We start from the raw sequence: 13,360 nt of genomic DNA on the forward strand, positions 1-13,360 counted from the left end.
AGCAATCTCTTTTTATTTTACCTTTAAACAATCCCGTTCTTTTTTAACCATTTTTCAAAAATAATTCGTGCTTCTTCATCATCAATATCATTACTAAATGAATAAACCATAATGCCATAATCATCGATATATTCACCTAATTTCATTTCTTACACTTTCTTATAAAAATCATCTGCCTCATAGTGTGGAATATAAGTATCCCAAACTGGTTCATATATTCTTTTGTATGCTGTCACTTCTAAATCATATCCATCTTCATAATATCCGATGTGATAATGTTGACTAAGATCATATTTTGTCATGAAATTCCCCTCCCTTTGAAAATTCAACATATTTCACATAATAAACAAAAGCGAGCTGTATATTACAGCTCGCTCGATTCATTAAATACGTTCCATCGCCGTCTTCAACGTTCCAACAACAAAGGCAATTTCTTCACTTGAAATAATAAGCGGCGGTGCTAATGTTAAGACGTTATTATACCCTGCTGTTGTCATACCGTTTCGTCCTATAATTAAGCCCTTTTCTTTACAAGCATTTACAACAGTTGCGATTTTGTCGTTATCAATTGGCTCTTTCGTCTCTTTATCGTTTACTAGTTCGATTCCAACTAGTAGACCTTTTCCTCTAATATCCCCAACAAGTGGATGCTCTCCAATTTCTTCTTTTAATTGCTCTAATAAAAGAGAACCCATTTGTGCAGATCGCTCAATTAAATTTTCATTTTCCATAATTTCTAAGTTTTTAAGTGCTAATGCACAAGCTGCAGGATTTCCACCAAATGTATTAATGTGGCGGAAGAATTCATATTCTCCCTTCCCTTTAAATGCTTCATATATTTCTTTTTTCACAGCTGTTGCTGATAATGGTAAATATGCACTCGTAATACCTTTTGCCATCGTAATAATATCTGGTTTCACATCATAATTCATAAATCCAAATGCCTTTCCTGTACGTCCAAAACCGCAAATCACTTCATCGCTAATGAGCAAGGCACCGTGTTTTTGACACGTTTCATGAACAGCTTTCATATAGTCTTGTGGTGGCATTAATATGCCTCCGCCCGTAATAATTGGTTCCATAATAAAAGCTGCAATCGTTTCACTTAATTCCCATGTCATGACCCGATCCACTTCTTTTACACATTCTACATCATAAATGTTCTCTCTTTCTATTCCAGGCATACGATAACAATCTGGCGGCGTTACATGTAAAAATCCTGAAGCAAATGGCTCATATTGATATCTACGCTGTGCTTGCCCCGTCGCTGCCATCGTTGCCATTGTATTTCCATGATACCCGCGGTAACGTGACATAAATTTATAACGATGTGGTTCACCTTTTTGAGCATAGTATTGTCTTGCTATTTTAAAAGCTGCTTCGTTCGCTTCCGAACCGCTATTAGAGAAGAAAATAACATACTCTCCTCCAAGCCATTCATTTAATTTTTCTGCAAGCTTTATAGCCGGTTCATGTGATTGTGACATCGGAAAGTATGATAATGTTTGTAATTGTTTATAAGCCGCCTCTGCGAGCTCTTTTCTTCCGTATCCACTATTCACACACCAAAGGCCACTCATTCCATCTAAATATCTTTTTCCTTGTATATCTTCAACCCAGCACCCTTCTGCTTTTGCCCCTACCATTGTACTATTTGGACTAAAGGGACGCATTCCATGCCAAACATATTGCTCGTCTTTTGCTAATAATTCATCAGTCTGTTTCGTTTTCATCATTTCTTCCACCTTCCATAACAACTTATTTTTCACAAAAGCTGCGCTGGTGCCATGATGATTTACATTTCTCCCTGCTTATTTTCATTCCACAAAATTAAGACAAAATCCTACTAACAATACAGTAATATTTACAAGAAAAAGGAGCTTTTCTTATCTATCGAAAAGCTCCTCTTTTTTAATGCGAGGATGCATCACTAATACCATGGCCAGTATTAGATTTCACAAGAATCTCATCAAATTTCGCAACATCTTCTTTCTTACTAGATAAAACGGTTCCTAAATATGCTGCCAGGAATCCGAGCGGGATTGAAATAATTCCAGGTGTCGTATATGGGAATATCGCTTCTCCAACAAATATAGCCTTTCCAGCTACAGGATTCCAAACATTCGGGCTTAACGCTACAAGAACAATGGCTGATACAAGACCAACAATCATACCAGAGATGGCACCCGTTGTATTAAAGCGTTTCCAATATATTGTAAACAATATAACCGGTAGATTTGCACTCGCTGCAACTGCAAATGCTAACGAAACTAAAAATGCTACGTTTAATGTTTGGGCAAATAACGCTAGTATAATAGACAATACCGCTACTCCAATAGACGCATAACGAGCCATGGATACTTGCTCTTTTTCCGTTGATTTTCCTTTACGAAGAATCTCATTATAAAAATCATGTGCGAATGCTGATGCTGCTGTTAATACAAGTCCTGCCACTACAGCTAAAATTGTTGCAAAGGCAATGGCTGATACGAAAGCAAATAAGAAATCTCCACCTAACGCTTTAGCTAATAAAGGTGCTGCCATATTACCAGCAGGGTTTGCTTTAATAATCGCCTCATTTCCTACAAACGCCGCTGCTCCAAACCCTAAGAAAATTGTCATAATATAAAATGCACCAATTAACCACGTAGCGTATACAACAGATTGACGTGCTGTTTTTGCATCACGTACTGTAAAAAAGCGAACAAGAATATGTGGTAATCCTGCTGTACCAAGGACTAGTCCTAAATTTAAAGAAAGCGTATCAAGACCATCTTTATACTTTACTCCTGGATTTAAAAACGAATCTTTTAACGGCGTAGCTGTTTTCATTTGAGCGAACATTTCAGTCACACTGAAATTAAATTTTGAAAAAACAATAACAGAAATAATAAATGTACCAGCCATAAGTAATACAGCCTTTACAATTTGAACCCAGCTCGTAGCTGTCATTCCTCCAAAAATAACATACACAGTCATAAGTGTGCCGACGATTAATACAGATGTTGTATATTCAATGCCTAATAATAGTTTAATAAGTGCACCCGCACCAACTAATTGTGCAATCATATAAAAAATTGAAATCGTCATCGTATTAAGCGCTGCAACTCCACGAACTTTTTTCGCATCAAAACGTGCCGCAATCATATCCGCTAACGTGTACTTCCCTAAATTTCTAAGCGGTTCTGCGACAAGGTATAGAACAACTAAATAAGCAACTAAAAATCCGATACTATAAAAGAATCCATCAAACCCAGTTAACGCTATCGCTCCGGCTATACCAAGAAATGACGCAGCAGACATATAATCTCCCGCAATGGCCAGCCCATTTTGCCAACCAGTTAATCCCCCTCCAGCCGTATAAAATTCACTCGCATTTTTCGTTTTTTTCGATGCAAAATAGGTTATGACTAGCGTACCAAGGACAATAATTAAAAATAGTGCAAACGCAGTCGTATTCAAGTTCAGCCCCTCCCTTTTTGCATATCTTGTAGAATTTTTCGCGAGATTTCATCAAAGGATTCCGCCTTTTTGCTATAAATCATACATAATGCCCATGTCATAATAAATTGTGCGAAAGCAAATACCCATGCCCATGTAACATCACCAAATGCTGGTGTATTGAGCACCTTTGAATACGATGTTAAAATAGGTAGTGCAATAAAAAAGCTTAAAAAGAAAATACTCATCGGAACGATAAACTTCTTTTTCGTATTTAATAGTAATTGAAATTCTTCTGACTGAACAACCTCTGTATAATTCACCTCATTTTGTAACTTACGTGCTGAAGTATCATCTCGTTTCATTCTCCGATCCCCTCTCTTACTAGAAATACATTTCCCCTTTGCATACAAAAAGAATAAATTTTATAAATATTCAGAAACTTAACTTCATTTTAGACAATCCATACATTCCTGCAAAGATTTTTCGATAGACATTTTCCGGCAATTTCCCCTAAGTTTTTAATATACTTTTTCAACATAAAATTTTTACTTTTCAACCCGTATCAATCGAGCCTTTATTCCCGTTAAAACAAAATAAAAAGTAGTGCTTATCGCACCACTTCTGTTTTTTTCTCTTTTTCTAAATTACGAGCTGTTTCGCTTAATTCAACATCTTTTCCATCTTTAAGTGTTCCAAATATAAAGTCGAATACTGGATTTGAGACACCAAACCAAAACTTTTCATTTTTATAATGGTGTAATATGTGCTGTTTTTTTAGCCATCTTCCAAACTTAGTGACGGGACGAATCGGTTTATGTGCAATATAATGTTTCCATTCATAAACGAGAAGCATAATAATCATTCCGATTCCGAATGAAAGTGTAACAGTAATACTTTTTGTTACAGCGTATGATATAAGTAAATATATAGTAAAGCTAGGTATACTAAACCATACAGGCAAAAATAAAAGTTTTAAATCATCTGGATACACGTGATGATCATAATGTAATCTTCTTAACATTTTTAATAAAAATACGTTTTTAGGTGGCTTTAAGTGAAATAAAAACCGATGTGTCATATATTCGTTAAGCGTATAAAAAACAATCCCAAACAAACACGCTAACATACCGATCCATGTGAAAAATTGCATTTTTAAAATAATGATGAAAATAAATAGAATACTATACATAATAACGATATCATGTTGTAAAAAGAACTCTTTCCCCACTCTCTTCATCTTCCTTCCCCCTTTTCCAAAAAAACAGCCGCAACATATCGTTACGACTATTTCTTTTATTTTCTATTTTTATTCTATTCACTTTACAAATTTGCCTGCTGCTCTATTGTCGAGAAAAAATTATTCGGGCCAAATATATTTTGCTTTGGAATAATATGTTCCACCGCAAACACTGTTACTTCTCCTCTTTGCACCTCTCCAATAATAAGCCCAAATACTTCATGATTTACCGCAAACGTTGGTTGCTTTGTTTGTAATAACCTTGCTGCATTATGAAATACCGCTTCATATAGTGGATTCCTATCAGTAATTTCTTTTCGGATTTTTGGTGCTAACGTAATAATAATTTCTTTTCCGTCAATAGTGGTTCGATACATAAAAATCTCCCCTTCAATCTTATGTGAACAACTGTAAAGCTTTGTATGCAAAATGGATAGAATATCCCACTAAAATAATACCTGCCCCGGCTGTTATATAGCCAAGTGCTTTTTGCTTCAATAAAGTTCTGCCAAAATGGACAGAAAAAGCAATATTTAAATTCCACAAAATAATACCAACAATAATACAAAGACTGTACAAAAAGGCTTCTTGTTTCGTGACCTTCGTAAGCAATGAGCTAAGTGTACTTCCGTATATACCAAACCAAAAAACAAGATTTAATGGATTGGATATCGCAATTAAAAAACCTGCCATAAACGATTGTTTAAGACCACCTACCTCTTCTTTTTTATATTCCATATTCGAGGTGGAAATTCCTTGTTTTACACTTTGAAATCCTAAATAAAATAATAAGAAAAACCCTGTGCAATACATAAAAGCTTGTACATATGTATACATAAACACAGAAGATAAACCGAAATAGATGAGAAGCATAAACAAAATATCTGCAGTCATTCCACCAATTCCAACAACCCACGCATGCCAAAAACCTCGTTCAATTCCTCGTTTTAACATTTCAATATTAATTGGACCTACTGGCGCCGCTAATGAAATCCCTAATACAATTTGTTGTATAATCGCTCCAAACATCGCTCTATCCTTTCTACTCCCTTTACTATTAAGTAATGATGTAATAATTAAAAATAGACTTGCTTTCATCAAAATATTCACTACTAAAATACCCTTTTTTATCCAAAATATACAAAAGAGCCATTCGGGTGATGGCTCTTACTTTTCTATCTTATGAAGAAAAGGACATTTTCCTTTTATCGGCTCTACATCATCTCCTATGAAGTATTGTTTCCATTCACGATGATCTGGATCACCATAATGACTAATGTTAGGATGTTTCGGCAACTGATCCCACTTTTCAACTCGATCTCGGACTGTTTGTCTTGAATATGCTCCTTTAGGACGGTCGCCTTCTAATCCATCAAAAATGGTACGTGGCTGAAACCCAATAACGAGAGAATTTCCTAAATGCCTAGTTTTTCGTTGTTTATAAGCTGGCGCATTTCCAAATGCGAATATCGGTTCCCCTCCAAATGAGAATTCCCATAAGTAATGATCTGGTTCTTCAGGAATTTGCTTCGGCCATGTTTGATCATCATTTTCATGTAAATATTGTAGTACTTTCCAAAAGTAATCACGATAATATTCCAGTGATTGTTCCTCACATTCTGGTTCCACAAAAAGAAAAAAGCCTCTTCTTACAATTGGGCGTTCTTTCATTAACTCTAAAAAAGATAACATCGTATGCGGCAAATGGCTCCAATCATTATGAGAGAGAAAGGAATAACGAAGTTCATTCTTTTTTAAAGCAGTTAAACCAAAATAACATGGGAAGGTTGGTTCTAATACGACATTTGAAAAATTTTCAAATTCTTTTGCAACCCAATTCGGTATATCCGTTCTCATTTTCATTCCTTCATTATCTAATAAATAAGACTCATTCATTCTTTCACCTCGTTATGTATAGCATTCAATTAAAGCTATTACATACTCGGCTTGTCCTATACCTATTTAAAAATTCGGCTGGAAAATTATTTAAAAATACAAAAAAATAAAATCGCTTACTTGACTAAATTCTCCCAATTCGTGTATATTTAAATTAATCATTTAGCAGAATATTCAAGAATATAGCATTTTTAGTTTATATTATTTTTTAAATGAATTTCACTAAATGAAAATAGTAAACGCTTTTAGGAGGAATTGTAACATGCAAGGAAAAGTAAAATGGTTTAACAACGAAAAAGGTTTTGGATTTATCGAAATGGAAGGCGCTGACGATGTATTCGTACATTTCTCTGCTATTCAAGGAGACGGCTACAAAGCTTTAGAAGAAGGTCAAGAAGTATCTTTCGATATCACTGAAGGAAACCGCGGACCTCAAGCTGCTAACGTAGTAAAACTTTAATCCAACATATGACAGGAGGTTACCTTACTTGGTAACCTCCTTTGTTATTCCTTTGTATATTTCCGTTTTACAGAGCAAAAACTATGTGAAATGCGCAATATACAAAGGAGGCAGTAAAAATGGGATCAGAAGTAAATGATTTTGAAGAAGTGAAATTCCGTGTAGAAACGGCACAAAAGATGGTGGGTTCAGCAACAATTTCAATGGATCCAGACACTTTAGAGCATGCCACAACTGCTGTAGAAGCAGCTCGCTCTCAGCTTGAAATTATGAAATCTGTTGCAGTAGATTTAGATGAGCCGTTTCTAATGAATGAGGAAAAAAAATTAAGCAAATGCGAGCAGCAATTAAACGAAGCAAAGCACTAAAAAAACATCCAGAGAATGTTCTCTGGATGTTTTTTCATGACAACTGTTCCCCATACTTTTTCAATGTTTCTCCAACTGTACATTGCTTAATACAAAATGAATGAGCATAATATTTACTATTTGTCTTTCGATTATGTTCTCGCAAAAAACACCCTTCACAATACGTTTCTAATAAGTCATTTACCTCTGTAATGAGTTGCTTTTTATCCACGGTTGCACCTCTCTATTCGGTTATTTCTTTATGACTATCAATGACTGTTCCTTCTAATGCTTGCGTTGCTAATTGATGTGCTTCTTTATTTTGTTTTCTAGATATTGGCTCGCATACAAGTTTTAATTTCATTTGCTTCGATTTTTGTTCAATTTGGTCTAAATAATGATTTAAATGCTCATCATAGCAAGGCCATTCTCCGGCCAATTGTTGCAATACCACTTGAGAATCCCCGCGAAGTGTAACTGCTTCATACTTAATCCCTAATTCCTCGAGTATATTCATACCGTATAATAATGACGCATATTCGGCTTCATTATTATCATATATACCTTCTATATATGCGTTGCGGCGAATTCGGTAGTTTTTATTTCCTTTTTTATAGTACACACATATACCTACTCCAGCTTCTTTCGTCTGCACATCATAACCACCATCAAAATAAACGAGTATTTCTTGGGGCTCATCCTCCACTTGCTTACTCAGTTTTTTCATCTCTTTTAATGACCATTCTGCATCCATTTCATCGTAAAATAATAATTCTTTTACTCTTCCTGTTTTCTCGAAATCCTCTGCAAATTGCAGTACATCTTCTATGTTCATATAATCTGTCGTTAATTCCGTCTGCAAACCGCGCTTTGTTTTATACAACCAATGAATTTTATATTTCATACTAGATTCCCCTTATGTAAGACTTCTTATATGTATCCAGCTAATGAAAGCCTCACTTTATTTTATTATATTTTATCAAGAGTCTCTGAATTATATTCAGTATTATCACATGCAAAAAGAGCTATCCCTTTAGGAATAGCTCTTTCATCTATTACATAAATCTTTCAAATTGTACTCGCTTATTAATCCAGTACATTACAGGCATACCAATGGCCATTACAACAAATTCACCAGCTGCACATGTTAACCAAGTCAACATAAATGGTAAATCAAATGCAAGATGAAGTTCAATTGCAATCATAAACATTGTAATTGTAAAGATAACTGTATTAAAAATCATACGAGCCCAAACACCTTTAATGAATCGCATAGAAATAATGGTTGCAACTAGTGCAAGAATAGATTGCCCTACTCCAAATACTAAATCGTAAGCGATCATAGGTGAGAAAAAGAGATTCGTTAAAAATACACCTAATACAATTCCGTAAATTGCTTTCTTATTAAATACAACGAGATGATTAAACATCTCTGAAATACGAAACTGTACACTCGTAAAGCCAAATGGCTGAATAAGCATAGAAACAGCAATATATAATGCCGCTAAAATACCATTACCGACTAATGTTCTAATATTCATGACAAAATCTCCTTAGTTTTTTTACGTGGGATGGTTTCGAACCACGTTATTCGTTTTTTAAGCAACAAGATTATATTTTACGCGGTAGCCCCCCTTTCGTCAATAGATTCCTATCATGAACTACCTTTTTTCTTTTAGACAACGTATAATGAAATATATGAAAGATTTAGGAGGTTTTACTTCATGACTGCAACAATTCAAAACGAAAAAGTGATCGTTACCATCTCTGACAAGGGTGCAGAATTACAAAGCGTGCGCTTAAAAGAAGACAATACAGAATACTTATGGCAAGGTGATTCTACTTATTGGGGACGCCGTGCACCCATTTTATTTCCAATCGTCGGCCGATTAGTAGATAATACATACTACGTAGATGGTAAACCTTATTCTTTAACACAACACGGCTTCGCTCGTGATCTTACATTCTCTGTAAAAGAACAAAGTGAAACGAAAATCACTTATATCGTTACTAGTAATGAAGAAACATTAAAAAAATACCCATACGAATTCGAATTACTCGTGTCTTATGAACTAGATGGACAAATCGTTCATGTAACATATGAAGTGAATAATCCTACTTCAAAAGAGATGTTCTTCTCAATCGGAGCACATCCTGGTTTCAACTTCCCGTTATTAGAAGGTGAATCATTTACAGATTATCATCTATCATTTAATGGTTCTGAACGCTTAGAAACAAGTGTATTAGAAGGCCCTTACCTTTCAAGTAAAAAGCAATTAATCGCTGAAAATACGAATGAGTTACCACTTACATACGATTTATTTAAAAATGATGCGCTTATTTTTGAAAATATGAATACTGATGAAATCTCTATTCGTTCTCATAAGCATAATAAATTTGTAAAAGTAGAATTTGACGGATTCCCATTTGTCGGCGTATGGACACCAGGCGAGAACGCACCTTTCCTATGTATCGAACCTTGGTACGGTATTGCTGATGAAGCAAATCCAGCAAAAGATTTCAAGGAAAAAAAAGGAATTCAATCTTTACAAGCGAATGAAACATTTACATGTCGTTATAGCATTACAATTGGCTAATTACTCTATCCCCTACTTCAAAGAAATATATAAGTAGGGGATCATCTTATAATTTGGAGGTTTCTCATTTTGATTGAAGTATATATTGATGGTGCATCAAAAGGAAATCCTGGTCCTTCTGGTGCAGGAGTATTTATTAAAGGGGTTCAACCAGCTGTACAATTATCATTCCCCCTTGGGACAATGTCCAATCATGAAGCAGAATACCACGCTTTACTTGCGGCATTAAAATATTGCACGGAGCATAATTATAACATTGTCTCTTTTCGTACAGATTCGCAACTTGTCGAGCGAGCTATTGAAAAAGAATACGCAAAAAATAAAATGTTTGCACCTCTATTAGAGGAAGCACTGCAGTACATAAAAAATTTCGATCTCTTTTTTATTAAGTGGATTCCAAGTAGTCAAAATAAAGTCGCTGATGAATTAGCTAGAAAAGCTATCTTACAAAATTAACGGGGGTATGAGTGTGAAAAAAGATTGGATTGCTCCTCTTGCTTTATTATTTGTCTCTTTTATTTGGGGAGCTACGTTTGTTGTCGTTCAAAATGCTATGTCTTTCGTTGGTCCATTTACGTTTAATGGGATTCGCTTTTTATTCGCTGGAATTATTTTATTATTCGTTCAAATGATTTTCTCAAAAAAAGCTTCAAAACAAGATATAAAACAGAGCAGTCTCGCGGGACTAATCGTTGGATTCTTTTTATGCGTTGGCTATGTATTACAAACATTCGGCTTACTTTATACAACTTCTTCAAAAGCTGGTTTCTTAACAGGGCTTAGTATCGTTATGGTACCAATTTTATCTTTTATCTTTTTAAAACAAAAAGCTACCATTTTTATCGTAATGGGTATTGCTGTAGCAACAGCAGGTTTATACTTATTAACCGCTGGTGATTCTTTTCAATTAAACATTGGAGATATACTGGTTCTCGGTTGCGCAGTTGCTTTCGCTGCCCATATTCTTGTTAACGGCTTCTTTTCTAAGAAAATATCACCTTTATTGTTAAGCATGTCGCAAGTATTAGCTGTCGGTATGTTTTCTTCTATTTGCGCTTTTTTGTTTGAAGATTGGGAAAAATTATTTTCAGTAGCACTATGGACGAATTCTTCCTTTTTATTTGCTCTATTTCTAACTTCCCTATTTGCGACATCCATTGCTTTTTTCATTCAAACATCAGCACAAAAACATACGTCTCCAACGAGAGTAGCAATTATTTTTGCAATGGAACCCGTTTTTGCTGCCTTAACAGGCGTTCTCGTTGCAAACGAACAACTGTCTATCTCTGCTATTATCGGATGCCTATGTATTTTCCTAGGCATGGTTTTTGTTGAATTACCTTCCAAAACAAAAAAAGAAGCGCAGGCTGCGTGAAGTTACGCTTGTAACTTCCGCATAAAAGCCTTAGCGCTTTTTTTATCTGTAATTTCTTCCTCTTTCAATCGTTCTAATAACGCAACAAAATAACTACCATCAAACTGTAATTGATGTTTAATGGTCGCTTCTATCGCTGCGTTTACAATTCCATCAGATGCACCCGTATATCCTTGTCCGAACATAATAAATCCTTGTGCTTCCTCTGATAGTTTAAATCCTTTCGTATGTAAGAATGAAAGATAATCTTCTACTGTTTGCATGATATTCCCACCTACTCAAAAATTCTCCATCTCCTATCATACATGTTTTTACACGCTATGAGAATGAAATTTCTTTGACAACTTTGTAAATCAATCGTCTACTTCGTTTATAATGGAGGATTTCCTAACAATATGAAGGAATATGTACAGTGGAACTTATTTCATATTAAAGGGGAGACATGATGAAACAAGCACTATTAATTATCGATGCTCAGCAAGAATTAATTGATGGAAATGAACAAGAAAGTGAAGTTTTTCATAAAACCGAGCTATTATCTACACTCAATACAGCCCTGCAGAAAGCAATAGATTCCAATGCTCTTATCGTTTTCGTAAGAGATATCGATGTTGCTTCTGGTAGTGGCGTAGGCTTTGAAGTGCATAATCAAATTCAAGTACCTCAGTCTGCAATCTTTATTAATAAAGCAGCAACAAATTCATTCTATGGCACTTCTTTACTTGAACTTTTAAAAGAAGAAAAAATTAACCATATCGTTATAGGTGGATGTAAAACAGAACATTGCATCGACACCGCTGTTAGGACAGCAACTGTACAAGGCTTTGACGTTACATTAATTAAAAACGGTCATTCCACAACTGATTCTAACGTGTTGTCTGCAGAACAAATTATTGGTCACCATAATAAAATTTTACATGGGCATTATAACGTCGATCATTTTTCTATGTTGAGAGATATCGAGGAAGATCTCTTTCAACCAACTCATGACCAATATCGTGATTAAGTTGGCTATAAAAAAGAATCCTTTATTTAAAAGGATTCTTTTTTATCCAAAAATTTGCGCCGCAATACTATATAATTCACTATTTCTTTTTAATAACCGATTGCTATTTTTTATCATAATTGGTGGTGTATTCACCTTTTTAAAACCAGCAATCTCTAATTCTTTCAGAAAATCGTTCTTTCCTTCTGGTACATCCATTCTTAAATTCCCATCATGCTCTCTTGCTAAATCATGTATAATCCTCATTGCCATCGTATCATTTTTAGCAACGACTGGTCCTATTATTTTATTTTCTGGCGTTTGTATACTTATACCGTATCCTACTACATTTTCTTTTGTATCCTTTACAACGACACACTGATCACTTTGCATAATTCTTTGTTTTAAAAACTGGTTTCGACTTGTTCCAAATGCACCTTCATCTATTTTTATTATCCCTTCTAAATCCCCTTCTTTATAACCCATCATATATTCTTCATCTTCTGCACATTTATGATTCGCATTGTACGAGTTACATATGTATTTAGAAACATAGCTCACTGCCCTAAATCCTAACTTTTCGTATAAAGGCTTCCCCTCATCTGTAGCAATAAGCATAATTGGAGTGCGAGCTGATACGCTATTCATACAAGAATTCATTATCGCCTTTCCAATCCCTCTTCCCTTATAGTCCGGATGTACAATTACCATTCCTATTGACACTAACGTCTCTTCGTATAATATAATTGCAGCGCTAGCAATAAGTTTTTTTCTCTCATTCCATACGCCATATACAATACCTGAGTTAAAAATCGTTTCAATTTCTTCTCTGTTATAATCCCAACCAATATAAGAAGATAACGCTACAATTTCCTCTATTTTTTCTTGCCTAAGACGTTCTACCCTCATTTCTAATTCAATCATACTCCATCCCCTTATCTAGACATTTAAATCATTATTACTAAATCAACTCGTACATGTTTCCCTTTATTTGTCACACTCATATCCTATTTTGACCA

18 protein-coding genes, 1 pseudogene and 1 riboswitch are annotated in these 13,360 nt (G+C 34.8%); of the genes and pseudogenes, 6 read left to right on the top strand and 13 right to left on the bottom strand.

Features of this window, described 5'->3' with window-relative positions:
- Positions 1-23: 23 nt before the first annotated feature.
- The 8 genes and pseudogenes from DN390_RS16695 to DN390_RS16730 all read right to left on the bottom strand — a co-directional run bounded on the left by DN390_RS16695 (position 24) and on the right by DN390_RS16730 (position 6,577).
- Positions 24-302: pseudogene (locus tag DN390_RS16695) on the bottom strand (DUF3986 family protein).
- Positions 303-383: 81 nt separating this feature from the next.
- Positions 384-1,733, bottom strand: coding sequence for an aspartate aminotransferase family protein (locus DN390_RS16700; RefSeq protein WP_147807867.1), 1,350 nt, complete (start codon positions 1,731-1,733; stop codon positions 384-386).
- A gap of 178 nt (positions 1,734-1,911) precedes the next feature.
- Positions 1,912-3,462: a solute symporter family protein gene (locus DN390_RS16705; protein ID WP_063224100.1), complete on the bottom strand. Its 1,551-nt coding sequence runs from the start codon at positions 3,460-3,462 to the stop codon at positions 1,912-1,914.
- Positions 3,463-3,464: 2 nt separating this feature from the next.
- Positions 3,465-3,806, bottom strand: a complete 342-nt coding sequence (locus tag DN390_RS16710; RefSeq protein WP_147807868.1) for a DUF485 domain-containing protein — start codon at positions 3,804-3,806, stop codon at positions 3,465-3,467.
- A gap of 245 nt (positions 3,807-4,051) precedes the next feature.
- Complete coding sequence (locus tag DN390_RS16715; protein WP_097949055.1) at positions 4,052-4,681, bottom strand: sterol desaturase family protein; 630 nt, start codon at positions 4,679-4,681, stop codon at positions 4,052-4,054.
- A gap of 83 nt (positions 4,682-4,764) precedes the next feature.
- The gene (locus DN390_RS16720; protein WP_060630249.1) at positions 4,765-5,058 is read right to left on the bottom strand and encodes a hypothetical protein; all 294 of its coding nucleotides are present in this window, start codon (positions 5,056-5,058) and stop codon (positions 4,765-4,767) included.
- A 19-nt stretch (positions 5,059-5,077) separates the two neighbouring features.
- Positions 5,078-5,710, bottom strand: coding sequence for a LysE family transporter (locus DN390_RS16725; protein WP_147807901.1), 633 nt, complete (start codon positions 5,708-5,710; stop codon positions 5,078-5,080).
- A gap of 138 nt (positions 5,711-5,848) precedes the next feature.
- Entirely contained in the window at positions 5,849-6,577 is a 729-nt protein-coding gene (locus DN390_RS16730; protein ID WP_060630248.1) for a YqcI/YcgG family protein, read from the bottom strand.
- A gap of 262 nt (positions 6,578-6,839) precedes the next feature.
- On the opposite strand from DN390_RS16730, the gene cspB reads away from it, so the two are divergent.
- Positions 6,840-7,037: a cold shock-like protein CspB gene (cspB, locus tag DN390_RS16735; protein WP_001161731.1), complete on the top strand. Its 198-nt coding sequence runs from the start codon at positions 6,840-6,842 to the stop codon at positions 7,035-7,037.
- 119 nt (positions 7,038-7,156) lie between these two features.
- Positions 7,157-7,405 carry a DUF2564 family protein gene (locus tag DN390_RS16740; RefSeq protein WP_000534400.1) on the top strand — a complete coding sequence of 83 codons (249 nt, stop codon included), beginning with the start codon at positions 7,157-7,159 and terminating at the stop codon, positions 7,403-7,405.
- A gap of 34 nt (positions 7,406-7,439) precedes the next feature.
- On the opposite strand, the gene DN390_RS16745 is transcribed toward DN390_RS16740, so the two are convergent.
- The 3 genes from DN390_RS16745 to DN390_RS16755 all read right to left on the bottom strand — a co-directional run bounded on the left by DN390_RS16745 (position 7,440) and on the right by DN390_RS16755 (position 8,925).
- A complete protein-coding gene (locus tag DN390_RS16745; RefSeq protein WP_060630246.1) occupies positions 7,440-7,616 on the bottom strand; it encodes a zinc-finger domain-containing protein in 177 nt (58 codons plus the stop codon).
- Positions 7,617-7,628: 12 nt separating this feature from the next.
- Positions 7,629-8,288: a ribonuclease H family protein gene (locus DN390_RS16750; protein ID WP_147807869.1), complete on the bottom strand. Its 660-nt coding sequence runs from the start codon at positions 8,286-8,288 to the stop codon at positions 7,629-7,631.
- Between the two features lie 151 nt (positions 8,289-8,439).
- A complete protein-coding gene (locus DN390_RS16755) occupies positions 8,440-8,925 on the bottom strand; it encodes a QueT transporter family protein (protein ID WP_063224105.1) in 486 nt (161 codons plus the stop codon).
- A 6-nt stretch (positions 8,926-8,931) separates the two neighbouring features.
- A riboswitch (PreQ1 riboswitch) is annotated at positions 8,932-8,976 on the bottom strand.
- A 132-nt stretch (positions 8,977-9,108) separates the two neighbouring features.
- On the opposite strand from DN390_RS16755, the gene DN390_RS16760 reads away from it, so the two are divergent.
- From DN390_RS16760 to DN390_RS16770, 3 genes are all read left to right on the top strand, one after another.
- Positions 9,109-9,981, top strand: a complete 873-nt coding sequence (locus tag DN390_RS16760; protein WP_147807870.1) for an aldose 1-epimerase family protein — start codon at positions 9,109-9,111, stop codon at positions 9,979-9,981.
- Between the two features lie 69 nt (positions 9,982-10,050).
- Positions 10,051-10,437, top strand: coding sequence for a reverse transcriptase-like protein (locus tag DN390_RS16765; RefSeq protein ID WP_060630242.1), 387 nt, complete (start codon positions 10,051-10,053; stop codon positions 10,435-10,437).
- 13 nt (positions 10,438-10,450) lie between these two features.
- Positions 10,451-11,356 carry a DMT family transporter gene (locus DN390_RS16770; protein WP_147807871.1) on the top strand — a complete coding sequence of 302 codons (906 nt, stop codon included), beginning with the start codon at positions 10,451-10,453 and terminating at the stop codon, positions 11,354-11,356.
- Positions 11,357-11,358: 2 nt separating this feature from the next.
- On the opposite strand, the gene DN390_RS16775 is transcribed toward DN390_RS16770, so the two are convergent.
- The gene (locus DN390_RS16775) at positions 11,359-11,619 is read right to left on the bottom strand and encodes a DUF6123 family protein (protein WP_001195212.1); all 261 of its coding nucleotides are present in this window, start codon (positions 11,617-11,619) and stop codon (positions 11,359-11,361) included.
- 182 nt (positions 11,620-11,801) lie between these two features.
- Here DN390_RS16775 and DN390_RS16780 point away from each other — a divergent pair, with 182 nt between their 5' ends.
- Entirely contained in the window at positions 11,802-12,362 is a 561-nt protein-coding gene (locus DN390_RS16780; protein WP_147807872.1) for a cysteine hydrolase family protein, read from the top strand.
- 42 nt (positions 12,363-12,404) lie between these two features.
- On the opposite strand, the gene DN390_RS16785 is transcribed toward DN390_RS16780, so the two are convergent.
- Positions 12,405-13,265 carry a GNAT family N-acetyltransferase gene (locus tag DN390_RS16785; RefSeq protein ID WP_147807873.1) on the bottom strand — a complete coding sequence of 287 codons (861 nt, stop codon included), beginning with the start codon at positions 13,263-13,265 and terminating at the stop codon, positions 12,405-12,407.
- Positions 13,266-13,360 lie beyond the last annotated feature (95 nt).

The organism is Bacillus sp. SH7-1, from assembly GCF_008042405.1.
GTDB classification, from domain to species: domain Bacteria; phylum Bacillota; class Bacilli; order Bacillales; family Bacillaceae_G; genus Bacillus_A; species Bacillus_A thuringiensis_N.